This window comes from Modestobacter marinus, assembly GCF_019799945.1.
Taxonomy (GTDB): Bacteria; Actinomycetota; Actinomycetes; order Mycobacteriales; family Geodermatophilaceae; genus Modestobacter; species Modestobacter marinus_B.
The window spans coordinates 300938-326825 of sequence record NZ_JABGCH010000001.1; the positions used below are offsets into that span (position 1 = coordinate 300938).

Sequence of the window (25888 nt, forward strand, 5' to 3'; positions counted from 1 at the left end):
CGCCATGGTGACGGCGGGGTACGACAGGAGCGGGGAGCGAGCAGTACGGCGGCGGGTCACTCGCCCTCGCCCTCGCCCTGCTCCGCGGCGCCGCCCTCCTCGTGGAAGTCGAACGCCTCGCCGCGCGGCAGGTCCCGGCTCGCCACCCCGACGGGGACGGCGACGGTCACCGCGCCGGCCTCCTCGAAGGTGAACGTGACGTCGAGGTACTGGCCGACGGTGAGCTCCTCGCTGAGGCCCACGAGCGTCACCGAGGGGCCCTGGCCGGTGCCCATGGTCACCGCGCCGCCGGCCGGCACGTCGATCGAGAGCTGGCCGGCCGCACCGGCACCCGCCGCGGGGGCGGAGGGGTCGACGACGGCCACGTCGGTGAAGCCGTCGCCCTCGATGCCCACGAGGGTGTCGTCGACCGTGGCCGAGCTGGCCACCGTCCCGATCAGCCGGGCGTCGGTGCCGGGGGCGTACACCCCGCCGGTCGGGTAGGCCAGCTGGAGGCCGCGGAGGGCCAGCGGACCCACGTCGGCGGCGTTCCCCAGGTTCTGCTCCTGCGTGGCGGTCTGCGAGACCTGACCAGCACTGCAGGCAGTCAGCACGGCCGGAGAGAGCAGCAGGGCACTCATCGCGGCAGCGCGCAGTGCGCGGTTCACAGCGTCGACCTCCGAGAGACATGACGTCCACCGCGGACGGGTGGTACGAGTCGCGGTGAGCCTAACGGTCACCTCAGGATGTCCGCTCGGAGGTGACGTCGATGGAGACACGACGTTCGTCGGGCCCGGCCGGCGTGCCCGCGGCACCCGACGACCCGGCGCTGGCCGACTTCCCAGTTCAGGCGCCCGGGACCCGCCGCTGGTGCTTCGCCGACCAGCTCGGCCCGCACTTCCTCGACGCGCCGGACCAGCCGGTGCTGCTCGTCGAGTCCCGCGCCGTCTTCCGCCGGCGCCGCTTCCACCGGCAGAAGGCGCACCTGCTGCTGTCGGCGCTGCGGCACCGCGCGGCCGAGCTGGGTGACCAGGCGCTGTTCCTGCGGACCGGCACCTACGGGGAGGCCCTCGACCGGGTGGGGGACCCGCTGTCGGTGTGCGCCCCCACCACCTGGCCGGCGCGGGACCTGGTCCTGGCGCGGCCGGGTGTGCAGGTGCTCGAGGCGCGGGGCTTCGTCACCCGGCAGGCCGACTTCCGGCGCTGGGCCGCGCTGCGGCCGCGGCAGCGCCTGCTGATGGACGACTTCTACCGCGCGGCGCGGCGGTTCCACGACGTCCTGATGGATGGCACCGAGCCGGTCGGCGGCACCTGGAACCTCGATGCCGAGAACCGCGAGCCCCCGCCGGCCGACGGGCGGTCGCCCGCCCCGCCGCCCTGGCTGCCGGTCGAGGACGAGATCGATGAGCAGGTGCGGGCGGACCTGTACCGGTGGGCGGCCGAGGGCGACGTGGCCTTCGTCGGCGACGACGGGCCCCGGCTGTTCCCGGTCACCGCCGCGGAGGCGGAGCGTCGGCTGGCGGACTTCCTCACCCACCGGCTGCCGGCGTTCGGCCCGCACGAGGACGCCATGCTCGCCGGCGACCCCTGGCTGGCGCACTCGATGCTGTCGGCCGCGCTGAACCTCGGGCTGGTCGACCCGCTCGACGTCGTCCACCGCGCCGAGCAGGCGTACCGGGACTCGGTCGCCGCCGGTGACCCGCTGCCGCTGAACTCCGTGGAGGGGTTCGTCCGCCAGGTGATGGGGTGGCGCGACTGGATGTGGCACCTCTACTGGCACCTGGGCCGCGACTACCGCCACGGCAACGCCCTGCAGGCGACCGAGGAGGTGCCGGCCTGGCTCGCCGAGCTCGACGCGGAGGCCGTGCACGCCAACTGCCTGTCGCACGTGCTAGCCGACGTCCGGGAGCGCGGCTGGGTGCACCACATCCCGCGGCTGATAGTGCTGGGCAACTACGCCCTGCAGCGCGGCATCGAGCCGCTGGCGATGACGGACTGGTTCCACCGGGTCTTCGTCGACGGCTACGACTGGGTGATGGTGGCCAACGTGGTCGGGATGAGCCAGCACGCCGACGGCGGGGTGCTGGCGACCAAGCCCTACGCGGCCGGCGGCGCCTACATCGACCGGATGAGCGACTACTGCGGCGGCTGCCGGTACGACCCGAGGAAGCGCCTCGGGGACGACGCCTGCCCGTACACCGCGGGCTACTGGGCCTTCCTCGACCGCAACCGGGAACGGCTGGCCGGCAACCGGCGGATGCGCCAGCCGCTGGCCGGGCTGGGCCGGCTGCGCGACCTGGACGCGGTCGTCGAGCAGGAGGGGCTGCGCGGGACCGACCCGCCCTAGTTGAGCGACGCGCCGCCGGTCAGCAGCAGCACGACGTCCAGCACGGTCAGCAGCATCACGGCGGGGAACGCCAGCCGCCGCGCCCGGGGGCTGCCGGCGAGCGCGGCGAGGACGACGGCCGGCGCGGCCAGCGCGCAGGCCAGCCAGCCCAGGACGGTGGGCGGCCCGGCGGGGCCGAGGACCAGGAGCAGGGACGCGGTGCCGAGCAGCACCGCGCCGGCCACCGCGGAGACGACCGGCCCGACCCGGTGGGGGAGCCCGCGGACGCCGGTGCCCAGGTCGTCGTCGACGTCCGGGGCCACGTTGGCGACGTGCGCCGCCCCGCCGAGCGCGGCGCCGGCCGCGACCAGCCACCAGGGCGCCGCCGCGCCGCCGGGAGCGGCGGCGACCACGCCCGCGGGGAGGGCGCCGAAGCCGGTCAGGTACGGCACGGGGGAGAGGGCCGTCCGCTTGAGGCCCAGGTCGTAGGCCCAGCCGCTGGCTACGAGCACCAGCAGCAGGAGGCCCGGGACGATGCCGAGCAGCAGTGAGAGGACGACGGACACCGCCAGTGCGACGAACGCCCCGGTGCGCAACCCGGCCGGGGTGACCACGCCCTGGACGACGGGCTTGTCGGAGCGTGCCACGGCCCGGTCCCGGTCGGCGTCGAGCCAGTCGTTGCACCAGCCGATCGAGGCCTGGCCGGTGAGCACGGCCGCGCCCAGCAGCGCGGTGCGCGCCGGGCCGGCGCCGGCCGCGACGGCGAGCAGCACGGCGACCGTCGTGACCGCCAGCGCGGGCTGCAGGTGGGTCGCCCGGGCGAGCGCCGCCGCCGTCCGCAGGGCGCTCCGGCGACCGGCGAGGTCCCGTCCAGGCACACCGACCCCCTCCCTGTCAACCCCGCGTTGACCTCGGTCGAGCCGCTGACCTGCGCGTTTGTCGGACATCGACGAGCCGGGCGGCATTCTGCCGTGGTATCCTGGTCTGAGCGAAAGGGGTCACACACACATGGGCTTCACTGTCGGCGAGACCGTCGTCTACCCGCACCACGGCGCTGCGCTCATCGAGGCGATCGAGAAGCGGACCATCAAGGGCGAAGAGAAGGCCTACCTCGTGCTCAAGGTCGCCCAGGGCGACCTGACCGTACGTGTCCCGGCTGACAACGCGGAGATCGTGGGCGTCCGCGACGTCGTCGGTCAAGAGGGCCTGAACCGGGTCTTCGAGGTCCTGCGTGCCCCCCACACCGAGGAGCCGACCAACTGGTCGCGCCGGTACAAGGCCAACCTCGAGAAGCTCGCGTCCGGTGACGTGAACAAGGTCGCCGAGGTCGTGCGTGACCTCTGGCGGCGCGACAAGGACCGCGGCCTGTCCGCGGGCGAGAAGCGGATGCTGTCTAAGGCCCGTCAGATCCTGGTCAGCGAGCTCGCGCTCGCCGAGGGGACCAACGAGGACAAGGCCGAGGTGCTCCTCGACGAGGTCCTGGCCTCCTGAGCGACCCCGCTCCACGTAGTTCCACCCAGACCACTCCCGTGCACGCTGTCGGCATCGTCGCAGCGGCCGGGAGTGGTCTGCGTCTGGGGGCAGAGCTGCCGAAGGCGCTGGTCCGGCTGGGTGGCCGGCCGCTGGTCTGCTGGGCGGTCGAGTCGCTGCGGGCCGGCGGGGTCGACGAGGTCGTCGTGGCCGTGCCGGAGCCACAGCAGGTCGCCTTCACCGCCGTCCTCCCCGCCGACGTCGCGGTCGTGGTCGGCGGCGACACCCGCACCGCCTCGGTCCGGGCCGCGCTCGCAGCCGCCCGCGAGCAGGCGGACGCGGTCCTCGTGCACGACGCCGCCCGGCCGCTGACCCCACCCGAGGTCGTCGCCCGGGTGCTGCGCGCGCTGGCCGGTGGGGCGCGGGCGGTGGTGCCGGTGCTGCCGGTCGTCGACACCACGGTCGTGGTCGACGGGGACGGCGTCGTCACCGGTGACGTGCCGCGCCCGCCGCTGCGCCGCGTGCAGACCCCGCAGGGCTTCGACCGCGCGACCCTCGTGGACGCCTACGCCCGGCTGCACGGCGCTGCCACCGAGTTCACCGACGACGCCTCCGTGGTGCGGGCCGCCGGCATCCCGGTGCACACGGTCGACGGTGACGAGCGCGCCGCCAAGATCACCGTCGCTCATGACCTGCGGATGGCAGAACTGCAGGTGGTCCGGTGACGCTGCCGCGGGTCGGGGTCGGTACCGACGTGCACCCGATCGAGCCCGGCCGGGCGTGCTGGCTGGCCGGCCTGGAGTGGCCGGACGCCGACGGGTGCGCCGGGCACTCCGACGGCGACGTCGTCGCGCACGCCCTCACCGACGCCGTCCTCTCCGCCGCCGGCCTGGGGGACGTCGGCGGCCTGCTGGGCACCGACGACCCGCGCTGGGCCGGTGCCCGCGGGGTCGACGTCCTCGCGCACGTCCGGACCGTCCTCGCGGACGCCGGCTGGACGATCGGCAACGCCTCGGTGCAGCTGATCGGGAACACCCCGAAGGCATCGCCGCGCAGGGCGGAGGCCGAGGCGGTGCTGTCCGCGGCGCTCGGCGCCCCGGTCAGCGTCACCGCCACCACCACCGACGGGCTGGGGCTCACCGGCCGGGGTGAGGGCCGTGCTGCGGTGGCGACCGCGCTGGTGGTCCGGGCGGGGTCCGTAGACTCCGCACGGTGAGCCTCCGCCTGTACGACACGGCCGCGCGTGCCGTGCGCGACTTCACGCCCCTGCGTGCGGGACGGGTCTCCATGTACGTCTGCGGCCTCACCGTCCAGGGCCCGCCGCACATCGGGCACGTCCGGGCCGCGCTCGTGTTCGACGTGCTGCGACGCTGGCTCACCGCCAGGCGCTTCGAGGTCACCTACGTCCGCAACATCACCGACATCGACGACAAGATCCTCGCCAAGGCCGCCGCCGCGGGGGAGCCGTGGTGGGCGTGGGCGTACGACAACGAGCGGGCCTGCACCCGGGCCTACGACGTGCTCGGCGTGCTGCCGCCCAGCTACGAGCCGCGCGCCACCGGCCACGTGCCGGAGATGGTGGAGCTGATCGAGCGGCTGATCGCCCGCGGGCACGCCTACGCCGCCGACGGCGACGTCTACTTCGACGTCGGGTCCTTCCCGCCGTACGGCGAGCTCACCGGCCAGAAGCTGGCCGACCTGCAGCCCGCCGCCGACACCGAGACCGACGTGCGCAAGCGGGACCCCCGCGACTTCGCGCTGTGGAAGGCGCACAAGCCCGGCGAGCCGGAGACCGCCTCCTGGCCCACGCCATGGGGACGTGGCCGGCCTGGCTGGCACCTGGAGTGCTCGGCGATGGCCGAGAAGTACCTCGGTGCGGAGTTCGACGTGCACGGGGGCGGCCTGGACCTGCGCTTCCCGCACCACGAGAACGAGCAGGCGCAGTCGCGTGCGGCCGGCGACGGGTTCGCCCGGTACTGGGTGCACAACGGCTGGGTCACCCTCGGCGGCGAGAAGATGAGCAAGTCGCTGGGCAACACCGCGCTGGTCGACGAGGTCGTGCAGCGGGTGCGCCCGGTCGAGCTCCGCTACTACCTGGTGGCCCCGCACTACCGGTCGACGATCGAGTTCACCGAGGCCGCCCTCGAGGAGGCCGGCGCCGCCTACCGGCGACTCGAGTCGTTCGTGCGCCGGGCGGGGGAGCGGGTCGGGTCCGGGGCGGTGGGGTGGGACGGTGCTTGCACCGGCAAGCCGGTGCTGCCCGCCGACTTCACCGCCGCCCTGGACGACGACCTGGGCACGCCGGCCGCGGTGGCGGCGGTCCACGAGATGGTCCGCGAGGGCAACACCGCACTGGCCGCGGGCGACGACGAGGCGGTGGCCGGTGCCCTGGGCGCGGTGCGCGCCATGCTCGGCGTGCTCGGGCTCGATCCGCTCGACCCGCAGTGGACCCGGGCCGGAGACGGCGGCCGGCTGGCCGACGTCACCGACGGCCTGGTGTCGCTGGCCCTCGAGCAGCGCGCAGCCGCTCGCGCGCGCAAGGACTATGCGGCGGCCGACGCCATCCGTGACCAGCTCGGCGCCCTGGGCGTGCAGGTCGAGGACACCCCCCAGGGCACACGATGGGAGCTGACCACCTGATGGCCGGCAACAGCCAACGACGCGGCCGCTCGGCCGGCGCCGGCAAGAAGACCGCCACCACCGGCACCGGCGGCAAGAACCGCAGGTCGCTGGCCGGCCGGGGGGCGACCCCACCGGCTTCGGCGCGACCGCACCACCCGGCCTACCGGAAGGCCCAGGCATCGGCCGCCCGCCAGGACAACCGGGCCCGGGCCCAGCGCCGCAGCGAGGAGTCCCCAGAGCTGCTGCTGGGCCGCAACCCGGTGCTGGAGGCGCTCCGCGCGCAGATCCCGGCGACCGCCCTGTACGTGGTCACCGGCGACACCTCCCGCGGCGGCACCGACGAGCGGATCGCCGAGTCGGTGCAGCTGGCCGCCGACCGTGGGCTGCCGCTGCTCGAGGTGGGCAAGGCCGAGTTCGACCGGATGTCCGACGGTGCGCTGCACCAGGGCATCGGGCTGATGGTGCCGCCGTACGACTACGCGCACCCGGACGACCTGCTCGACATCGCCCGCAACTCCGGTCGCGCGCCGCTGCTGGTGGCGCTCGACGGCGTGACCGACCCGCGCAACCTCGGCGCGATCATCCGGTCGGCCGCGGCGTTCGACGCGCACGGCGTCGTGGTGCCGCAGCGCCGCGCGGTCGGCATGACCGGCTCGGCCTGGCGCACCAGCGCCGGGGCCGCGGCCCGCCTCAAGGTGGCCCGGGCCACCAACCTGTCACGCACGCTGGCGTCCTACCAGGACCAGGGCCTGCTCACCGTGGGCCTGGCCGCGGACGGCGACATGAGCATCCACGACTACAGCGGCTTCGCCGACCCGGTCGCGCTCGTGGTCGGCGCGGAGGGCGCGGGGCTGTCCCGGCTGGTCCGCGAGCACTGCGACGTCGTCGTCTCCATCCCGATCGCCCGGGACACCGAGTCGCTGAACGTCAGCGTCGCGGCCGGGATCGCGCTGTTCGCGGCGGCGACCGCCCGACGCTAGGCGGCTCTCCCTGCTCCTCGCCGGTCAGGACAGGAGCTGGGCCACCGTGTAGATCACCAGGCCGGCCAGGCCGCCGACCACGGTGCCGTTGACCCGGATCCACTGCAGGTCGCGGCCCACCTGCAGCTCGATCCGGCGGCTGGTCTCCTCGGTGTCCCAGCGGGCGACCGTGCTGCCCACCAGCTCCGCGACGTCGCCGGCGAAGCGGTCGACGACGTAGCCGGCGATCCGCTGGCTCTGCCGCTGCACCAGTTCCCGCACCGTCGGGTCCTCCTCCAGGAACTTGGCGGCGCGCCGGATCAGCGCGACCAGCCGGGCCCGCAGCTCGGAGTCCGGATCGGCGGCGGCGGTGACGACGGAGGCCTTCACCGTGCCCCACAGAGACCCCGACCAGTGCCGGACCGCCGGGTGGTCGAGCACCTCTTCCTTGAAGTGCTCCACGCGGGCGGCGGTCGCCGGGTCGGTGCGCAGCGCGTGCACGTACGCCCGCAGCCGCTGGTCGTAGCTGCGGCGCAGCTCGTGGCGCGGGTCCTCGCCGACCTCGGCCAGGAACCGCTGCAGCAGGTCGAAGACCCGGTCGAACACCCGGTCGTCGACCCAGTCGGGCACCCAGGCCGGTGAGGCGTCCCCGAGCCGGGCGCGGAAGACGACGCGGTTCTCGGACAGGAAGCGGGACAGGCCCATCAGGCCCGCGGAGAGGACCTCCTGGTGGCGGTCGCCGTCGATCGCCAGCTCGATCACCCGGGCCAGCGCCGGGGCGGACGGGGTTTCCCGCAGCTTCCGATCCACGAACGCGGCCACGGCGGGCTGGACGTCGTCGTCGGCGATCAGGTCGGCGACCGCTCCCAGCGCCGCACCGGCGTCGCCGGCGAGCCGCTCGGCGCGGCCGGGCGCGGCCAGCAAGGCCCCGAGCCGACCGGGGACGTCGACGTGCGCGATCCGCTGCTCGACCACCGCGGGGGTCAGGAAGTTCTCCTGCACGAAGGTGCCCAGGCTCGCGCCGATCTGGTCCTTCTTGCGCGGGATGATCGCGGTGTGCGGGATCGGCAGCCGCATCGGGTGCCGGAAGAGCGCGGTGACGGCGAACCAGTCGGCGAGCGCGCCCACCATGGACGCCTCCGCGGTGGCCCGCACGTACCCGACCCAGGCGCCGGTCTCCTCGCCGAGCAGCACGCAGATCAGGAAGACGACGGCGGCCACCCCGAACAGGCCGGTGGCCAACCGCTTCATCTTCTGCAGGTCGCGCGCCCGCGCCGGGTCGTCGAGCGAGCCGGCCAGGGGGACGGTCAGCGGAGAGCCGGGCACCCGACCGAGCCTAGGTGGTCGGGACGGAGGACGACCCCGGGGCCGCGGGGGGGCCGCTCCGAGGTCGTCGGTCCATTCTGCCCTGGTCAGTCGGACGCCTCGTCCAGTGTGGCGTCCACGGTCAGGGTCTGGTCCCCCCGCCGCACCGTGAGGGTGACCGTGTCGCCGGGCTTCGCGCTGCGGACCGCCGCGGTCAGCTCCGTGGACGTGGTGATCGGACGGTCGCCGACGGCGGTGATCACGTCACCCGCTCGGAGGCCGGCGTCCGCGGCGGGGCTGCCCTCCTGCACCGACACCAGCTGGGCGCCGGTGCCGACGGCGGAGGCGCTGCTGTCCGCCGCCGTGCTGGCGCTGACCCCGAGCAGTGCGTGGGTCGCCGAGCCGGTGTCGATGATCTGCTGCGCGATGCGCTGGGCCGTGTTCGAGGGGATCGCGAAGCCGACGCCGATGTTCCCGCTCTGGCTCTCCTGGCCGGGCAGGTCGGTGGCGACGGCGGCGATGGCGGTGTTGATGCCGACGACCTCACCCGCGGCGTCGACCAGCGGGCCACCGGAGTTGCCCGGGTTGATCGCCGCGTCGGTCTGCAGCGCGTCGATGACGGTCTGCTCCTGGTCCGACCCGGTGGCCACCGCGCGGTCGGTGGCGCTGATGATGCCGGTCGTCACCGTGTTGGACAGGCCCAGCGGGGCGCCGATGGCGACGGCCACGTCACCGACCTGCACGTCGTCGGAGTCGGCGAACGTCGCCGGGGTCAGACCAGAGGCGTCGCTCAGGCGCAGCACGGCCAGGTCCGACGACGGGTCGGTGCCGACCACCGTGGCGTCGTAGAGGGTGCCGTCGGCGGTGCGCACCTGGACGGTCACGTCCGAGGTGCTGCTGTCGAGCGAGACGACGTGGTTGTTGGTGAGCACGTAGCCGTCGTCGGTCAGCACCACACCGGAGCCGGACCCCGAGCCCGAGCTCGCGGTGACGTAGACCGTCACGACGCTGGGGGAGGCCTTCGCCGCGGCGGCGGTCGCGCTGGTCGCGGTCTCGGGGTCCTTGATGACGACGCTCTGGGCGGACGTCCCGTTCACCGTGGCGACCGCGTCGTCGTCGGTCAGCGCCATCACACCCGCACCGGCGCCGCCACCGATCAGCGCCGCGCCGACCAGGCCGGCGGCGATGCCCAGCCGCCAGCGCCCGCCCCGGCGGGCCGGCGGCTGGGTCGGGTCGGCCGGCGGCGCCGGGAAGACCGGCGGGACGGCGCCGGTCTGGCCGAACGGCTGGCTGCCCGACGGCGGGCCGGCGTACGGCGCGTGCACGCCCCAGCCGACGGGCGGCCACGGCCGGTGACCGGTGTCCGCGGGGAACTGCTGCGTGTCCCCGGGAGCCGGGATCGGCTGCTGCGGGGGCACCTGACCGCTCGACTGCTGGGGCGCCCAGGCGGTCCCGGCGTCCGGCGTCCGGTCGGTGCCGTGTCCGGTCGCGTCGGCCGGGCGGTTCTGCTCAGTCACTGCTGGTCCTTCCCACGGCGACGGCAGGACCTCCCCGCCGCGCTGACACCACTGTGCGCCCCGGCACTGGGGCGCCCCTGGTGGTGTCCTGTGAAGTCCCTGGACGCGTCGGTGCGGCCGGTCACCCCCGCAGCGCGCCCGGGCGACCGCTTCCACGGTCACCCAGACGGAGATCGCCTCGGCGGCCAGGAGGCCGGCGAGCACGAGGAGCTGGGCGGCCCCGGCCTGGACGGCGCTGCCTCCGCCGAGCAGCACGCCGACGAACGCGCCGGGCAGCGTCACCAGGCCGACCGTCCGGGTCTGGTCCAGGGCCGGCACCAGGGCGGTGGCCGCGACCGGGCGGGCGACCAGCAGGACGGCGTCGCGGGCATGGAAGCCCAGGCTCAGCGCGCCCTCGACCTCGCCCCGGCGCTGCTCGAGCTCGTCGCGCAGCCGCCGCCCGGCCAGCGAGGTGGCCGTCATGGCGCCGCCGATGACGATGCCGGCGACCGGGATCACCGCGATGCCCGCCAGCGGCACCGACCCGCTGAACAGCACGACGCCGACGACCGGTGCCGCCCCGGCGGCGATGGCCAGCCCACTGGCACCCACCCGGCGGGCGGCTCCGGCGCTGCGCAGCGGACGGCGGGTGATCCGGCCGGCCGCGGTTACCGCCGCGACACCGAGCATGAGCAGCGCGAAGGCGACCGACAGCCACAGCGAGCGCAGGACGGCCGCGAGGACGGCGGAGACGGCGGCCAGCTGCACCGTGGCCCGGACGACGGCGATGACGGCCGGTCGGTCCTGGCCGAGCCCGGACAGCCGGCCGGCCGCCGCGGCGATCGCCGTGAGCGCCAGGAGTGCGACGACCAGACCCGGCCCCAGGTCCACCACCGAGCTGCCCACGGGGCGACATCGTGCCGGTCGCCGCCCGTCCCGACCCGGCAGTTCCCGGGGACGGGCGTCCGGCGCGCCGGGGGAGCCGACGATCGACGGGCGCGATGGGCACGGATCGGGGACCCTCGGTACCGGGTCAACCACCCCCCGTCCACTCCCGCTCGTCGCCCCCGGAGGTCGTCGGTGTCGCGCCGCCCTGGTCTGCTCGCCCGCAGCGGGATCGTCCTGCTGCTCACCTGCGCCGGGGCGGTGGCCGCGGTCGGGGGGATCTCGCTCGCCGGGTCCGGGCTCCTCGCCGTCGTCCTCGCCGCCGTCGTGAGCGGCTGCCTGGCCGCGGGGATCGCCCGGGACACGCCGTCCTGGCGGCGCCGACCGATCGAGGTCGCCTGGCGGGCGGCGGTCACCACGGTCGCCGTGCTGCTGGTGCTCAACGGCCTGGCGGTGGTCGCCGGCAGCGCGATCACCTCGGGACTGGTGGGGGCCGCCGTGCTCGCCGTCGTGGCGCGCTGGGCCGTCCGGGCGACGCGGGCGGAGCGCCGGTCGCGGACCGTGGCGGCCGTCGTCCCGCTGGACGTCCCGGGCGACGTCCGCAGCCTGTCGGTCCCGGAGCTCGGCCGGGAGTGGGTGCGCACCTCGGCCGTGCTCCGCGAGGTCCAGGACACCGCCGTCCGGCAGGGGCTGGTTCGGCGCCGGCAGGAGGCGCTCGACGAGCTGGAGCGGCGGGACCCGGTCGGGTTCGCGCGGTGGCTGGCCTCCGGTGCCACCGTCGACGACGACCCGACGGTCTACGTCGCCGAGCGGCCCCGCGACGAGGGACCCGCGGGCTCCCAGGCGGCCTGACCTCCGGATCCGGCCGGCCGGGGACGACCGGTAGCCTCGACGCGAGCGTCCTGCCCCATTAGCTCAGTGGTAGAGCACTCGCCTTGTAAGCGAGCGGTCGTCCGTTCAATCCGGACATGGGGCTCCCGTTGCCGTCGCGTGCCGGCCGGTGGCGTGCCAGGGTCGGTGCCGTCCGCTGCCGTCCGGGCAGCCCCGCGGCGAGGAGCCACCGCATGAGCGACCACGTGTACCGGCTGAGCGAGATCGTCGGCAGCTCCACCACCAGCGTCGACGACGCCATCCGCACCGCCGTCCGCAAGGCCTCGCAGACGGTGCGCAACATCGAGTGGTTCGAGACCAGCGAGATCCGCGGTCAGGTCGTCGACGGCGACGTCGCGTACATCCAGGTCACGATGAAGATCGGATTCCGCGTCGACTGAAGGAGGACCCCGTTCGGCCTCCTGCAGGGGTCCGCCGCGAGCTTGCGAGCGATGGGGGCAGGGCGTCTTCTCAGTCGAAGCTGCCGGCGCCGCCCTGCCGGTACCGGGACCGCCGCTCGGCCCGCTCGCGTTCCGCGCGCTCGGCGCGCACCTCGGCGGTGGTGCCGGGCGGCCACCCCGCCTTGACCGCCCGGTGCTCGGTCGTCTCGGTCATGTAGGCGACGGAGAACAGCAGGCCGATGAGCATCCCGCCGCCCGCGGCGGCCAGCCGGACGGCCAGGTCCAGCGGGGGGACCAGCAGGCACAGCGCGACGACCGGAGCCATCTGCACGAGGGCGCGGGCCAGGTGCCGCCACACCCAGGTGCGCCGGGTCGTGTCCTCGAGCACCCAGTCCGACAGCGACCGGGGGAGCCCGCCGCCGAAGGCGTACCAGACCCACTGCACCGGGTTCGGTCGGCCAGTGGGCACACCGCAACCGTAGGCCCGCTCAGAGCCGGGACACCCACGTGTTGCGGGTCGCCGCCTCCTCGTAGTCCAGCTCGCGCAGGACCGCGCGCACGACCTCCTCGTCGACGTGGCCCTTGTCGCGCTCCTCCATGAGCACCCGGCGCTGGATGGTGAGCACCTCCTGGCGCATCCGGTGGAACCGGCGGGCGCGGCGGCGGCCCTGCTCGGCCTCGTCCTCCTCCTCGGCCCGGACCGCCTGGGTCATCGTCCGGGTGCGGGCCAGCAGCGGGCCGCGGATCCGGTCGGCCCAGGCCCTCAGCCGCTCCTCGTCGACCTTCGGGGAGAGCTCGGCGACGAGCTGGTCGACCCGCTGCAGCGCCGCGGCGGTGGCCCGCTCCTGCAGGTGCAGCTCCTCCTCGGCGTCCCGCTGCGTCTGGTCGGGGTCCCGCACGCCGAGCCGGCGGATCAACCCGGGCAGGGTCAGCCCCTGCAGCAGCAGGGTGCCGATCGTGACGGCGAAGGCGAGGAACTGCAGCGCCTCCCGGTCGGGGAACGGGTCGCCGTCGACCGTCGTCGGCAGGGCGGCGGCGACCGCGAGGGTCACCACCCCGCGCATCCCCGTCCAGGAGATGACCACCTGGTGCGTCCAGGGCGGCCGTTCCGGCGGCTGCCAGCCCTCCCGGCCGGGGTGGGGTGCCCGGCGCAGTGCCTCCAGCCCGAAGACGAACAGCGCCCGGACGACGATCACCGTGACCAGCACCGCCACCGCGGCCCACAGCAGGGAGACGTTGGACCGCTCGGACTCCTCGACCGCGCCCACGACGTACCGCAGCTGCAGGCCGATCAGGGCGAACACGACGGCCTCGAGCAGCAGGTCCAGCGACGACCACAGCGGCTGCTCCTGCAGCCGGGTGGCGTACCCGGCCTCCGGCGAGCGGTGCCCCAGGTAGATGCCCGCCGCGACGACCCCGAGCACGCCCGAGCCGTGCAGCTCCTCGGCGAGCAGGTACGCGGCGAACGGCACGATCAGGCTCAGCACCGACTCGACCACCGGGTCGTCCAGCCGCATCCGGACGGCGTGCACCGCGATGCCCAGCGCCAGGCCCACGCCGACGCCGGCCACCACGGCCAGGCCGAACGCGCCCGCGGCCGAGCTCCAGTCCAGGCCGAGCACGCCGCCGCCGGCGCCGAGGACCGCGGCCAGCGCCACCTTGTAGAAGGTGAGCGCCGCGGCGTCGTTGATCAGGCTCTCGCCGGACAGCACGGTCATCAGCGGCCGGGGCAGCCCGAGCTGGCGGCCGATCGAGGCGGCGGAGACGGCGTCCGGCGGGGCCACGATCGCGCCGAGCACCAGGGCCACCGGCATCGGGAGGCCGGGCACGACCACCCGGGCGACGAGCGCGACGGCGACGGCGGTGACCAGCACCAGGACGACGCCCAGCTGCACGATCGGGTGCAGCAGCGCGCGGAAGCCGACGTAGGAGACGCCCAGCGCCGAGGAGTAGAGGAGCGGCGGCAGCACCACGGCCAGCAGCAGCTCGCCGTCGATGTCGGCCTCCGGCACGCCCGGCAGGAAGCTCACCGCGAACCCCACGACGACCAGCAGCAGCGGCGCCTGCCAGCCCAGGCGGCGGGCGACCGCCGCCACCCCCACCGCGCCCAACGCCAACAGCAGGAGTTCCGCGCCGTCCACCGTTCCCCCTCCCGGACCGCCGGATCGCCGGCGGTCCCGGTCCATCGTCGGCGGTCCCCGTCCGCCGGGCAGGACGAGGGCACCTCGGCTGCCGTCCCCCCGCCGACCAGGTCGTGAGCTCCGCTCACGATCGGGCGGGTACGGTGCGGCGGTGGACGAACGGCGTGCAGGGGTGGGGGTCGGACTCGGCGCCTACGCCCTGTGGGGACTCTTCCCGCTCTACTTCCCGCTGCTGGAGCCGGCCGGCGGGCTGGAGATCGTGGCGCACCGGGTGGCGTGGTCGCTGGTGTTCGTCGGGCTGCTGCTCACCGTCCGCCGCAACTGGGACCAGGTCCGCGCCGCCGTGCGGCGTCCTCGCTCGATGCTGGTGCTGGCCGCCGCGGCCGCGCTCATCTCGGTGAACTGGCTGGTCTACGTCTACGCGGTCAACTCGGGGCACGTCGTCGAGGCGTCCCTGGGCTACTTCATCAACCCGCTGGTCAGCGTCGTCCTCGGGGTGTTCGTCTTCCGCGAGCGGCTGCGGTGGCTCCAGTGGGTCGCCGTGGGGATCGCCGTGGTGGCGGTCGTCGTGCTGACCGTCGACTACGGCCAGCCGCCGTGGATCGCGCTGGCCCTGGCCGTCACCTTCGGCCTCTACGGCCTGCTGAAGAAGCTGGTGCGCGTGTCGGCGGCGCCCGGGCTGTTCCTGGAGACCGTGGTCGTCGTCGTCCCGGCGCTGGTCGTCATGGGCGTCCTGGCGGGGAAGGGGGACGCCGCGTTCGGGCACGCCGGAGTCGGGCACGCGCTGCTGCTGGTGGGCTCCGGGATCGCCACCGCCATCCCGCTGCTGCTGTTCGCGGCCGCCGCGAGCCGGGTGCCGCTGTCGACGATCGGGCTGATGCAGTACCTGACCCCGCTGATGCAGCTGGCCATCGGCGTCTTCGTCTACTCCGAGCCGATGCCCCCGGCCCGGCTGGCCGGCTTCGCGATCGTCTGGCTGGCGCTGGCGGTGTTCACCGTCGACAGCCTCCGCGCCGCCCGCACCGCCCGGCGGGCGCCGACGGACCAGGTGCCGGCCGTCGTCTGAGGGGGGCCTCGCGCGGCGGCCGCGGACTGTCAGAGGGCCCGGCTACCGTCGACGACGACCCACCCGGGAGCGCCGCCGCGGCGCCCCACCGCAGCGAGAGGCACCCGTCATGAGCACCGACACCGCGTTCGCCGGCCCCGAGCTCGAGCCGGCCGGACCGGTGCCCGCGGACGGTGCCGGTGGTGCGGATGAGGCGGCTGAGGCCCCCGCGACTGTGAGCCTGCCCGCACGCGAGCGCGAGATGCTGGCCTTCGAGCGCCAGTGGTGGCGGTACGCGGGGGCTAAGGAGGCGGCGATCCGCGAGCGCTTCGGACTGTCCGCCACCCGCTACTACCAGGTGCTCAACGCCCTGGTCGACCGGCCCGAGGCGCTCGCCGCCGACCCCCTGCTGATCCGCCGCCTGCGGCGCATGCGCGCGACGCGGCAGCGACAGCGTTCTGGCCAGGTCCTGGGCAGCGAGCGCAGACCCGGCTAACCTCTGTGACTGTGGGGAGGCATGCGGCATCAGGCAGTGAGGGCGTTTCGCCGGAGGCCGTGCCGGGGACGGGACGCCGTCGGGCCGACGAGCGCGCACCCCGGATCGCCGCCCCGTCGGTGGGCGAGCCCGCCACCGACGTCCGTCGGCCGGCCACCGTGGTCACCGACCCCCCGGCGTTCCGCGCCGAGGACCGCCCCGCCCCCCGGGGGGCCGGCCTGCCGGCCTCCGCGAGCCTGACCGGGACGCCCGGGCCGCTCGGCGGCCGGGCCGACCGCCGCCGCGACGGGCTGCTCCCGGCCGGGGCGGACCCGTCGTCCCGCCCCTCGCCCGTGGGGCGGCGCACCGGCGTGCCCCCGGAGGGTGGCCGTCGCCGCACCGACCGGCCGGCTGCCCCGCCGCTGCGCCGGACGGAGTTCCCGGACAGCACCGGGCCGATGGGTCCGTCGGGAGGCCCCGGGACCTCCGTCGACCGGCCGGCCGGCCGGCCGATCGTGCCGCCGGCCCCGCCGCGGCGCAGCGTGAGCCCGCACGTCCGCGCCGAGCAGCAGGCCCCGGCGCGACCGAGCACCCCCGCACCCCCTCCCACCGCCGCGTCGCCCCGGGTGGTCACCCCCGCCCGGCCGGCTGCTGCGCAGCCGCCGCAGGACGCCACCCAGCGGGTGGCGCCCGCGCCCGCCGACTCCGGCCCCACTAGGGCTGCCACGCGCCCGCCGGCGTCCGGTTCCCAGCCCACGCGCGGTCCGCAGACCCCCGCCCGGCCCGAGCCGCCCGCGGCCCTCACCACCGTGGCGCCGGAACGGCCGGCCGATCCGCCGGTCGACCGGGCGCCCGAGGCGGTCCGCGGACCGGCCAGCGGACCGGTCGGCGGTCCCGTGGGCGGGCGCGCCGCCGTCCGGGCCGAGCGCCAGGCGGCGGAGGCCGCGCGCAAGAAGGCGGGCAAGCGGGCGCCGTCGGGTGCGCAGGCGTCCACGGGCGCCAGTCGCGTGACCCAGCCGGCCGAGGACCAGCGCCCGGGCGCGCCCCGCCGGGCGGTCCAGGGGCTGCTCGGCGTCGTCGTCGTCGCACTGGTCGTGCTGGGCGTGTGGTCGTTCACCTCGCCGGCGGCCGAGGTGACCTCGGCACGGACCCCGGCGCAGTCCCCGGCCACGAGCAGCGCGCCGGCGACCTCGGCGGCCCCCGAGGCGGCGGCCCCGGAGGCCGCGGTGCCCGCGGTCGAGGAGGTCCCCGCCCCGGTGGGACCGGTCCGCGCCCCGATCACCGTGCTCAACAGCACGGCCATCAACGGGCTGGCCGGTGACGTCGGGGACCAGTTCAGCGCGGCCGGCTGGGAGGTCGTCGGCACCGCCGCCTACCCCGGCTCGGACGTCGCGGCCACCACCGTCTACCACACCGACGGCGACGTCCAGCAGGAGCAGGCGGCGGCCCAGCTGGTCGAGCAGTTCCCCGACCTGGTCGGTCCCGCGGTCCGGTTCTTCGAGGTCCCCGGGGTGGCCAGCCCCGGCCTGGTCGTCGTCGCGACGGGGAACTGGCGGCCCTGACCGGTCCCGCGGGCGTGTCGCGGAACCAGCCCGCCGTCCCGTCCGTTCCCGCCCACGTGCGCTCCGCTCCCGGGGCGGCGCCCCGCTCGCCGCGCCCTGCCGCGCGGTCCGCCGTCGCCGCCCTGCTCACAAGCCTGCTGGTCCTGACCCTCGCCGTCACGGCCGTCGGGCGCGCGCCGTCGGCCCGCGCCGCCGAGGACGTCGCCACCACCGAGGCCCGGGTGCCCTCGGGCACCGGCGCCGCCGCGGTCGAGCTCGACACCACGCTGCACGTCCCACCCACGGCCACCGCCGCCGATCCGGCGCCCGCGGTGCTGCTCGCCCACGGTTTCGGCGGGAGCAAGGACTCCGTCGCCGCGGACGCCGAGGACCTGGCCGGCCGCGGGTACGTCGTCCTCGCCTGGTCGGCGCGCGGGTTCGGCGCCAGCACCGGGCAGATCGGCCTGAACGACCCGCGGTACGAGGTCGCCGACGTCAGCACGCTGCTCGACCTGCTCGCCGACCGGGACGACGTCCTCCTCGACGGCCCGGGCGACCCGCGGGTCGGCGTCGCCGGCGGGTCCTACGGCGGGGCGCTGGCGCTGCTGGCCGCCGCCTACGAGCCGCGGGTCGACGCCATCGCGCCGCAGATCACCTGGAACTCCCTGACCACCGCGCTCTTCCCGGAGCAGGCCGGGGCGGTCTCCGGCGAGGACACCCCGGCCGCCACCCCGGTCAGCACCGACCTCGGCGTCTTCAAGCGGACGTGGGCCGGCATCTTCTTCGGCACGGGGGCGGCCGGCCTCCCCGTGAACGGGGACGCCACCGGTGGCCCTCCGGGGGACGGCGTCCCGACCGGGGACGGCATGCCCGTCGACGGGGCGGACCCGGCCGCCGTGGCCCGGGCGCTGACCTGCGGGCGGTTCAGCGCCGAGATCTGCGCCGCCTACCAGTCCGCGGCGCCCACCGGCGCGCTCACCCCCCAGATCGCGGCCGTGCTGGAGCGCAGCAGCCCGGCGGGCGTGCTCGACCGGATCACCGCGCCCACCCTGCTCGTGCAGGGCACGCAGGACTCGCTGTTCGGGCTCGGCGAGGCCGACGCCAATGCGCGCGGCATCGCCGCGAACGGCACCCCGGTGCGCGTCGTCTGGTACGCCGGCGGCCACGACACCGGCAGCTCCGACCGGGTCGCCGCCGAGCTGCGCGAGGAGGTCGCCGGCTGGTTCGAGGCCCACCTCCGGAACGCGGGGAACGAGCCGGACGGCGGCTTCAGCTATCCGGCGCCGACCGGGCTGAGCAGCGTGGGCAGCGTCCAGGGCGGCACGCAGACTGTCGAGGCGCGCGCCTATCCGGGCCTGGCCGGCACCGACCCGGTGGGGCGCGCGGCCATCGAGCTGTCGGGGACCGTCCAGCCCGTCGTCGCCCCGGCCGGCGGCAGTCCCGCCACCCTGACCACCGTCCCCGGCCTCGGCGCGCTGACCGGCGCACTGGGCGGCAGCACGCTGGAGATCCCCGGCCAGGCGGCCGCCTTCGACTCGGCCGCGCTGACCGACGCTGTCGACGTCGTGGGCGCCTCGACCGTCGACCTCACCGTCTCCTCGCCCACGGGCAGCGCCACGCTGTTCGCCAAGCTCTACGACGTCGCGCCCGACGGCACCATGAGCCTGCCGGGCAGCCTGGTCGCGCCGCTCGCGCTGACCGGCCTGTCGGCGGACCCGACGGCGCCGACGCAGGTGACAGTGACCCTGCCCGGCATCGTGCACCGCTTCGAGGTCGGGCACACGATGCGGGTCGTCGTCTCGACCACCGACCAGGCCTACGCCCTGCCGGCCGAGTCCACGGTCTACACGGTGGGGCTCGCCGGGGGAGCGGCCCTGGCGGCGCCGCAGGTGGGCGGGGCGGTCGAGTCCGCCGCCGGCAGCACGCGCTGGTGGGTGCTGCTCGCCGTCCTGGCCGGCCTCGCCCTGCTCGCCTGGCTGGCCGCCCGGCTGTGGGGACGGCGGCACCGCCGGCAGCTCTCGGTGGCCGCGCCGGACGGCGAGGACGTGCCGCTGCGGTTCACCGGGGTCACCAAGGCCTACGCGGACGGTTTCGTCGCCGTCCGCGACCTGTCCTTCGAGGTGCGCCGCGGCCAGGTGCTCGGGCTGCTCGGCCCGAACGGCGCGGGCAAGACGACGTCGCTGCGGATGCTGATGGGCCTCATCCGGCCGACCGAGGGGCGGATCGAGGTGTTCGGCCACGCGGCCGGCGCCGGCGCCCCGGTGCTCTCCCGGCTGGGCTCCTTCGTCGAGGGCACCGGCCTGCAGCCGCACCTGTCCGGCCGGGACAACCTCACGCTGTACTGGGCCGCCACCGGCCGGCCGCTCGCCGACGCGCACATGGAGGAGGCGATCGAGGTCGCCGGCCTCGGGACCGCGATCGACAAGCGGGTGCGCAGCTATAGCCAGGGCATGCGGCAGCGGGTGGCGATCGCCCAGGCGATGCTCGGCCTCCCCGACCTGCTGGTCCTCGACGAGCCGACCAACGGGCTCGACCCGCCGCAGATCCACGCCATGCGGCAGGTGCTGCGCTCCTACGCCGAGACCGGGCGCACGGTCATCGTCTCCAGCCACCTGCTGGCCGAGATCGAGCAGACCTGCACCCACGTCGTGGTGATGGCCAAGGGGCGGAAGATCGCCCAGGGCACGGTCGACGAGATCGTCGGCACCGGCGGGGCGGTGCTGGTCGGCCTGGCCGACGACACCGACACCGACCGGGCCGCCGCCGTCCTCGCCGCCCTGCCCGGAGCCGGTCCCGTCGACCGCACCGACGAGGGCCTGGTCGTCGACCTCGGGCCCACCAGCCGGGCGGCGGCGGTGGCCGCCCTGGTGGCGGCCGGCATCGGCGTCGACCGGATCCTCCCGCGCCGCCGGCTGGAGGACGCGTTCCTGTCCCTGGTGGGAGATAGCTGATGACGACGACCGCAACGGCGACGGGCGCGGCACCGGGCTACCGGCCCGAGCGCACCCTGCGGCTGGGCGTGGAGCTGCGCCGGCAGTTCAAGCGCCGCCGCACCCTCGGCGTCTTCGCCCTCATGGCGGCGCTGCCGCTGATCCTCATCGGCGCGCTGCAGCTGGGCGGCACCGAGGAGGCGGAGGAGAACAGCCGGGTCAACCTGGTCGACGTCGCCACCGCGAGCGGGCTGAACCTGACCCTGTTCGTGCTCTTCGCGACCACCGGGTTCTTCCTGGTCGTCGTCTTCGCGCTGTTCTTCGGCGACACGGTGGCCAGCGAGGCGTCCTGGGGGTCGCTGCGCTACGCGCTGGCCACCCCGGTGCCGCGGGCCCGGCTGCTGCGGCAGAAGTGGCTGGCCGCACTCGTGCTCTCGGTCGGCGCCATGGTGCTGCTGGTCGGGGTCGCCCTGGTCGCGGGCGGGATCGCCTTCGGCTTCGGTGACCTGCGGACGCCGGTGGGGATCGCGCTGGCCCAGGGCACCGGGATGGTCCGGCTGGCCGGGATGGTGGGCTACCTCGTCGTCCACCTGCTGATCGTCGGGTCGCTCGCGTTCTGGCTGTCGACCGTCACCGACGCGCCGCTGGCCGCCGTCGGCGGGGCGGTCTTCACCACCATCGTGTTCGCGGTGCTGGAGCAGGTCGAGCAGCTCGGCGCCGTCCGCGACTGGTTCCCGACCGCGCACAACTACGCGTGGACCGACCTGCTGCAGACCCCCGTCGACTCCGGCGACCTCTTCCGCGGCGTGGTGCAGGGCCTGGCCTACTCGGCGGTGTTCACCGCGCTGGCCTTCCGGCACTTCGCCCGCAAGGACGTCACCTCCTGACCGGGCGGCGGGCCCGGCCGCCCCGAAGCGGCCGGGCCCGCCGCGTTCAGGTCAGCCGACGACGGCGCGCGGCCGCGGTCAGGCCGAGGCCGGTGGTGAGCAGGAGCAGCGCCAACAGCACCGGTCCGAGCACCGGGCTGCCGGTGTAGGCCAGCGCGGCGCCGTCCGTCGGGCCGGCCACCGTGCCGGCGGACCCGGCGAGCGGCGATCCGGGGGAAGCGGGCAGGTCGCCTGACGACAGGGCCCGGGTGACCGGCGCACCGACGGCGACCCCGCCGTGCTGCCCGACCGTCGTGCCGCCGCGGGCCTGACCGTTCGGCCCGCCAGCCGCCTCGGTGCCGGCGTCCGGCCGGGAGGTCGACGAGCAGGTGGCCCCGGCGGTGCCGACGACGGCGAGGCCGTTGCCGCACGCGGTGACCGGGACGTCGGCGGCCACGGTCGACCCACTGCCGTCGGTCGCCCCGTCGGGCGCCGAGCAGCCGGCCGTGGACCCGCCGAGGACCGCCAGGCCGTTCCCGCACACCGCCAGCGGGGCGTCCAGGTCGACGAGCGAGCCGGTGCCGGACCCGGTGCTGGCGGGCGGGCCGGCCGTTCCCGACGCCGTGGCGTCGCCGAGGACGCCGACGGCGTTGCCGGCCACGGTGACCGGGACGTCGGCGGCCACGGTCGACGGGGGTCCGTCGGACCCGGCCGTGGTCCCGGAGCCGGCGGCGGTGCCGGTTCCGGTGCCGGCGGGTGCGGCCGGCTGGGCGACGTCCAGCCCGGCGACGTCCGCGGCGTTGACGGCCACGGTGACCGGCACGGCGGCGGTGACGAGGCCGAGGTCGACCGCCACCGCGCCGCTGACGTCGGGCAGCGGGACCTCGGCCGGGGTGTCGCCGGGAGCCGTGCCGAGGACGGCGAGTGCGTTGTCCGTGACGGTGACCGGGACGGTCACGTCCAGGACGTGGTCGTCGGCGGCGGCGACGCCGGTCCCGACGGCCAGCAGGCCGCCGGCCAGCAGCCCTGTCTGCAGGGCGCGCGTGATCCACACGTTCATGGGAGGTGTCCTCCTCGAGGTGGTGCTCGGACTGGGATGAGCCGGTCGCGGCGGGCGCGACCGGGTGGCGCCGGGTCAACTCGGACGGCTGACGGCGGCGGTCTCAGTCCGGGGAGAAGGCGGGGTCGTACGCGGCGTCGCCGGTGGCGCCCCGTGCGCCGTCCGTGGTGGTGGGGAGGGCGAGGGCCGCCACGACGGCGGCCCCGGAAGCGAGGTCGGCCGGCGGCTGGTCGGCGGACGAGCCGGCCCCGGCGGCGGACGTGGGCAGCGCGGCCGGGACGCCGCCCGGGGTCGGCGGCGCGGGGATGGGCGCCGGCGGGGCGTCCGGTGACAGGTTCGGAGAACCGGTGGTCCGGGAGGGCGGGACGTCGACCGCCGGACCTGCGACCGGCGCGGGGGCCGGGGTCCCGGACAGCGCGCCGGACGGCTCGACGGACCCCACCGGGGTGTCCGCTGCGTCGGCCGGGGCGGGAGAGAGGGGCGCAGGCACCGGCCCGCCCGCGGGGTCCGCGGGCTGCGCCGCGGCGGCCTGCACCTGCGGAACCGCCCGCAGCACCGGCTCGACCACGGGGGCGACGGCCTGCGCCGCCGGGGGGAGGACCGGCGCGGCGACCTGCAGCACCGGCTCGACCGCGGCGTGCACCGGGGGAGCGAGGAGCGGCGTGGTGGCCTGCAGCGCCGGCTCGACCACGGGTGCCGCGACCTCCGCCACGGTCGGGGTCACGACCGGCGCGACGAGCTCCGCGGCCGGCTCGCCGACCTGCTCGGCGACCCCCGCCAGCAGGTCCCCGGGCAGCCGTGTCGTGTCCGCCGAGGCGGTGGCCGAGCCGAGCAGCCACAGCAGGGTGCCCAGGCCGGCGAGCACGAGGACACGGCGGAGGTACCGCGGCAGCCGGGCGGCACGGGGCGCGGCCGGGATGGATCCGCTCATCGCGCCTCCCCACCGTGCGTCGCCGGGTGCTCACGTCCAGTGAAGCGGCTGACCGGGGCGGGCGCTGTGCGGAACGGGTCGTCCGATGGGGTGCACTCGGGGGCCCGGCCCGTCACCGACGGTCAGGACGTCACCCGACCCGGTGGCCCTACAGGGAGGCGAGCACCGCCTCGGCCCAGCCCTCGCCCATGGGCGCCTCGGTCACCACGACGTTCGGGACGGCGGACAACCGGGCCGCCATGCCGTCGACCGCGGCCCCGTTGGCGGTGATCCAGAGCCGGCCGACCGCGGGCGCCATGTCCAGGTCGCTCACGCTGTCGCCGACCGCCACCGCGTCGGCGGCCGTCAGCCCGCGCCGGGCCAGGTCCCAGCGGATCGCCGCGCCCTTGGAGATCCCGCGCGGCATCAGGTGGTAGACGTGCGGCGGCAGCGCCTCGGGCGCCAGCGTCATCCGGGACGTCGCCGGCACGGCGCCGTTGTCGTTGATCGTCAGCCAGGCCCAGCCGCGCTCGGCGAGCCAGCCGTCCACCGCCGCGGGGTCGACCCGGCCGCGCAGCAGGGCGTCGGCCGCGTGGGTGGCGTGCCAGGGTGCGTGCCACTCGAGCCGGCCGGGGTGCGCGGCGATCAGCTGCTCGACCACGCCCAGCTCGGCCATCACCGACATCGGCGTCCGGCCGGCGTACTCCGCGGGCAGGTCGCCGGGGAGCAGGTGGCTCCGCCGTCCGCCGTCCCAGCTGACGACCGACCCCAGCTCGGCGATCGCGCCGTCCGCGGCGAAGATCCGCTGCGCCTCCAGGAGCTGGTCCGGGGTGCGGCCGGAGACCAGCACCAGGGGCACGCCGGCGCGGTGCAGCTCCAGCAGCGCGGTGGCCGGGGTGGCGGTCAGCGCCCGGTCCGCCCGGTGCCAGAAGGAGCCGCGCGGGCCCACCATCGTGCCGTCGAGGTCGGTGTAGACGATGCGGGCGGGCACCTGCCCATCCTGGCCGTCCCCGGACCCGCCCGACGTGCCGGGTACAGTCGCGCACGTTCCACTCATCCAGAGGGGCAGAGGGACACGGCCCGATGAAGCCCCGGCAACCGCCGTCCGCACGTCCGCGGACGGGAGGTGCCAATTCCGTCCCGCGCGGCTCGACGGCCCGACGCGGGGAAGATGAGGAGGTTGTCGTCGAATGACCCTGACTGCTCCCGGTTCCCTCCAGGCCGACTCCACGGCCGGAGGCCCGATCGTCCCCAACCCGGCCAAGGGCCTGGTCTGTCGCAACTGTGGCGCGACGTTCGGCCTCATCGCCGAGCACGCCTGCGCCGAGTGCTTCGGACCGCTCGAGGTCGACTACGACAAGGACCTGCTCCAGGCGGTGACCCGCGAGCAGATCGAGGCCGGACCGCAGAACATCTGGCGGTACGTCGGGCTGCTGCCGGTCGGGCAGGACCCGGCGTCCCGGGTCACCCTCGACCCGGGCCTGACCCCGCTCATCCGCGCCGACCGGCTCGCCGCCGAGCTCGGCATCACCGGTGGGCTGTGGGTGAAGGACGACTCGGCCAACCCGACCCACTCGTTCAAGGACCGCGTGGTCAGCCTCGCCGCGACCGCCGCCAAGGGCTTCGGCTACACCAAGATCGCCTGCGCCTCCACCGGCAACCTGGCCAACTCGGTGGCCGCGCACGCCGCGCGCAACGGCCTGCCCAGCTTCGTCTTCGTGCCCAGCGACCTGGAGCCGGGCAAGATCGTCCAGTCGGCGGTCTACGGGCAGGCGCTGATCGCCGTCGACGGTTCCTACGACGACGTCAACCGGCTCACCAGCGAGCTCGCCGAGACCGACGAGTTCGAGGACGCCGCCTTCGTCAACCAGAACGTCCGGCCGTACTACGCCGAGGGCTCCAAGACGATGGGCTACGAGCTCGCCGAGCAGCTGGGCTGGCGGATCCCCGCGCAGGTCGTCATCCCGATGGCGTCCGGCTCGCTGCTCACCAAGGTCGACAAGGCCTGGCGGGAGCTCGTCGCCGCCGGGATCGTCGAGGACACCGGGTGGACCGTCTTCGGTGCGCAGTCGGCCGGGTGCGACCCGATCGCCACCGCCTTCGACAACGGCTGGGACGTCGTCAAGCCGGTGAAGCCGACCGGGATCGCCAAGTCGCTGAACATCGGCAACCCCGCCGACGGCCCCTACGCCCTGGACGCGATCCGGCGCACCGGGGGTGCGGTCGGCCGGGTCGGCGACGCCGAGATCGTGCAGGGCATCCGGGACCTCGCCCGCACCACCGGCGTGTTCGCCGAGACCGCGGGCGGCGTCACCATCGCGGTGCTGCGGCAGCTGGTCGAGGACGGCCGGCTCGACCCGGCCAAGGAGACCGTCGTCCTCAACACCGGGGAGGGGCTGAAGACCCTCGACCCGATCACGCCGGTCGTCGGCCCCACCCACCGGGTCCAGCCGACGCTGCGGTCGGTGCGGGAAGCCGGGCTGATCGGCTGACGGCGGCCGCGCCGCGGCGCGGCCCAGCCGGCCGATCGACCGAGCCGCAATCGTTACCACACCGGGTGATGGAGAGCGGTTCGGACCCATGACCAGCGGCAATCCGTGCTGTACC

Annotated in this window: 23 protein-coding genes, 1 tRNA gene and 1 riboswitch; of the genes, 15 read left to right on the forward strand and 9 right to left on the reverse strand. The window is 75.8% G+C overall.

The window, feature by feature from the left end; translation table 11 throughout:
- Nucleotides 1-56 precede the first annotated feature (56 nt).
- Complete coding sequence (locus HK417_RS01435) at nt 57-647, reverse strand: copper chaperone PCu(A)C (RefSeq protein WP_222262544.1); 591 nt, start codon at nt 645-647, stop codon at nt 57-59.
- 101 nt (nt 648-748) lie between these two features.
- Here HK417_RS01435 and HK417_RS01440 point away from each other — a divergent pair, with 101 nt between their 5' ends.
- Entirely contained in the window at nt 749-2326 is a 1578-nt protein-coding gene (locus tag HK417_RS01440; protein WP_222262546.1) for a cryptochrome/photolyase family protein, read from the forward strand.
- On the opposite strand, the gene HK417_RS01445 is transcribed toward HK417_RS01440, so the two are convergent.
- Entirely contained in the window at nt 2323-3183 is an 861-nt protein-coding gene (locus HK417_RS01445; RefSeq protein ID WP_308123303.1) for a UbiA family prenyltransferase, read from the reverse strand. The two genes, HK417_RS01440 and HK417_RS01445, sit on opposite strands and share 4 nt — an antisense overlap.
- Before the next feature lie 130 nt (nt 3184-3313).
- Between HK417_RS01445 and HK417_RS01450 the strand changes: the two genes are divergently transcribed.
- From HK417_RS01450 to rlmB, 5 genes are read left to right on the forward strand one after another with little or no spacing between them, the layout of a single operon-like run.
- Nucleotides 3314-3796 carry a CarD family transcriptional regulator gene (locus HK417_RS01450; protein WP_091929357.1) on the forward strand — a complete coding sequence of 161 codons (483 nt, stop codon included), beginning with the start codon at nt 3314-3316 and terminating at the stop codon, nt 3794-3796.
- 38 nt (nt 3797-3834) lie between these two features.
- Nucleotides 3835-4500: a 2-C-methyl-D-erythritol 4-phosphate cytidylyltransferase gene (gene ispD, locus HK417_RS01455; RefSeq protein ID WP_222262550.1), complete on the forward strand. Its 666-nt coding sequence runs from the start codon at nt 3835-3837 to the stop codon at nt 4498-4500.
- A complete protein-coding gene (gene ispF, locus HK417_RS01460; protein ID WP_222262552.1) occupies nt 4497-4991 on the forward strand; it encodes a 2-C-methyl-D-erythritol 2,4-cyclodiphosphate synthase in 495 nt (164 codons plus the stop codon). The genes ispD and ispF overlap by 4 nt, the downstream gene beginning before the upstream one ends.
- Entirely contained in the window at nt 4988-6415 is a 1428-nt protein-coding gene (cysS, locus tag HK417_RS01465; protein WP_222262554.1) for a cysteine--tRNA ligase, read from the forward strand. Before ispF ends, cysS begins: the two co-directional genes overlap by 4 nt.
- The gene (rlmB, locus tag HK417_RS01470) at nt 6397-7377 is read left to right on the forward strand and encodes a 23S rRNA (guanosine(2251)-2'-O)-methyltransferase RlmB (protein WP_261325571.1); all 981 of its coding nucleotides are present in this window, start codon (nt 6397-6399) and stop codon (nt 7375-7377) included. The genes cysS and rlmB overlap by 19 nt, the downstream gene beginning before the upstream one ends.
- A 24-nt stretch (nt 7378-7401) precedes the next feature.
- On the opposite strand, the gene HK417_RS01475 is transcribed toward rlmB, so the two are convergent.
- Together HK417_RS01475 and HK417_RS24825 are read right to left on the reverse strand one after the other, a co-directional pair.
- Nucleotides 7402-8682 (reverse strand): DUF445 domain-containing protein, encoded by a 1281-nt coding sequence (locus HK417_RS01475; protein ID WP_308123304.1) that lies wholly within the window; start codon nt 8680-8682, stop codon nt 7402-7404.
- Nucleotides 8683-8768: 86 nt separating this feature from the next.
- Entirely contained in the window at nt 8769-11063 is a 2295-nt protein-coding gene (locus HK417_RS24825) for an ABC transporter permease (protein ID WP_308123306.1), read from the reverse strand.
- A gap of 174 nt (nt 11064-11237) precedes the next feature.
- Here HK417_RS24825 and HK417_RS26285 point away from each other — a divergent pair, with 174 nt between their 5' ends.
- The 3 genes from HK417_RS26285 to HK417_RS01500 all read left to right on the forward strand — a co-directional run bounded on the left by HK417_RS26285 (nt 11238) and on the right by HK417_RS01500 (nt 12313).
- Nucleotides 11238-11894, forward strand: a complete 657-nt coding sequence (locus HK417_RS26285; RefSeq protein WP_222262555.1) for a hypothetical protein — start codon at nt 11238-11240, stop codon at nt 11892-11894.
- Nucleotides 11895-11946: 52 nt separating this feature from the next.
- Nucleotides 11947-12018, forward strand: a tRNA-Thr gene (locus HK417_RS01495).
- 88 nt (nt 12019-12106) lie between these two features.
- A complete protein-coding gene (locus tag HK417_RS01500) occupies nt 12107-12313 on the forward strand; it encodes a dodecin (protein ID WP_222262557.1) in 207 nt (68 codons plus the stop codon).
- A gap of 70 nt (nt 12314-12383) precedes the next feature.
- Here HK417_RS01500 and HK417_RS01505 read toward each other — a convergent pair whose 3' ends face one another.
- Nucleotides 12384-12782, reverse strand: a complete 399-nt coding sequence (locus HK417_RS01505) for a DUF5313 family protein (protein WP_222262559.1) — start codon at nt 12780-12782, stop codon at nt 12384-12386.
- A gap of 19 nt (nt 12783-12801) precedes the next feature.
- The gene (locus HK417_RS01510; RefSeq protein WP_222262562.1) at nt 12802-14454 is read right to left on the reverse strand and encodes a Na+/H+ antiporter; all 1653 of its coding nucleotides are present in this window, start codon (nt 14452-14454) and stop codon (nt 12802-12804) included.
- A 151-nt stretch (nt 14455-14605) separates the two neighbouring features.
- On the opposite strand from HK417_RS01510, the gene rarD reads away from it, so the two are divergent.
- The 5 genes from rarD to HK417_RS01535 all read left to right on the forward strand — a co-directional run bounded on the left by rarD (nt 14606) and on the right by HK417_RS01535 (nt 21332).
- Nucleotides 14606-15520 carry an EamA family transporter RarD gene (gene rarD / locus HK417_RS01515; protein WP_222262564.1) on the forward strand — a complete coding sequence of 305 codons (915 nt, stop codon included), beginning with the start codon at nt 14606-14608 and terminating at the stop codon, nt 15518-15520.
- 109 nt (nt 15521-15629) lie between these two features.
- Entirely contained in the window at nt 15630-15995 is a 366-nt protein-coding gene (locus HK417_RS01520) for a DUF3263 domain-containing protein (RefSeq protein ID WP_222262566.1), read from the forward strand.
- 59 nt (nt 15996-16054) lie between these two features.
- A complete protein-coding gene (locus HK417_RS01525; protein WP_222262568.1) occupies nt 16055-17536 on the forward strand; it encodes a LytR C-terminal domain-containing protein in 1482 nt (493 codons plus the stop codon).
- Nucleotides 17537-17550: 14 nt separating this feature from the next.
- Nucleotides 17551-20466: an alpha/beta fold hydrolase gene (locus HK417_RS01530; RefSeq protein WP_308123307.1), complete on the forward strand. Its 2916-nt coding sequence runs from the start codon at nt 17551-17553 to the stop codon at nt 20464-20466.
- A complete protein-coding gene (locus HK417_RS01535) occupies nt 20466-21332 on the forward strand; it encodes an ABC transporter permease (protein WP_222262570.1) in 867 nt (288 codons plus the stop codon). Before HK417_RS01530 ends, HK417_RS01535 begins: the two co-directional genes overlap by 1 nt.
- A gap of 46 nt (nt 21333-21378) precedes the next feature.
- Here the strand turns inward: HK417_RS01535 and HK417_RS01540 are convergent, their stop codons facing one another.
- From HK417_RS01540 to HK417_RS01550, 3 genes are all read right to left on the reverse strand, one after another.
- A complete protein-coding gene (locus HK417_RS01540; RefSeq protein WP_222262572.1) occupies nt 21379-22371 on the reverse strand; it encodes a hypothetical protein in 993 nt (330 codons plus the stop codon).
- A gap of 103 nt (nt 22372-22474) precedes the next feature.
- The gene (locus HK417_RS01545) at nt 22475-23302 is read right to left on the reverse strand and encodes a hypothetical protein (RefSeq protein ID WP_222262574.1); all 828 of its coding nucleotides are present in this window, start codon (nt 23300-23302) and stop codon (nt 22475-22477) included.
- Between the two features lie 148 nt (nt 23303-23450).
- The gene (locus HK417_RS01550; protein ID WP_222262575.1) at nt 23451-24272 is read right to left on the reverse strand and encodes an HAD family hydrolase; all 822 of its coding nucleotides are present in this window, start codon (nt 24270-24272) and stop codon (nt 23451-23453) included.
- Nucleotides 24273-24331: 59 nt separating this feature from the next.
- Nucleotides 24332-24459, forward strand: a riboswitch (SAM riboswitch).
- Between the two features lie 12 nt (nt 24460-24471).
- Between HK417_RS01550 and thrC the strand changes: the two genes are divergently transcribed.
- Nucleotides 24472-25773, forward strand: coding sequence for a threonine synthase (gene thrC / locus HK417_RS01555; RefSeq protein ID WP_222262577.1), 1302 nt, complete (start codon nt 24472-24474; stop codon nt 25771-25773).
- Nucleotides 25774-25888: the final 115 nt, after the last annotated feature.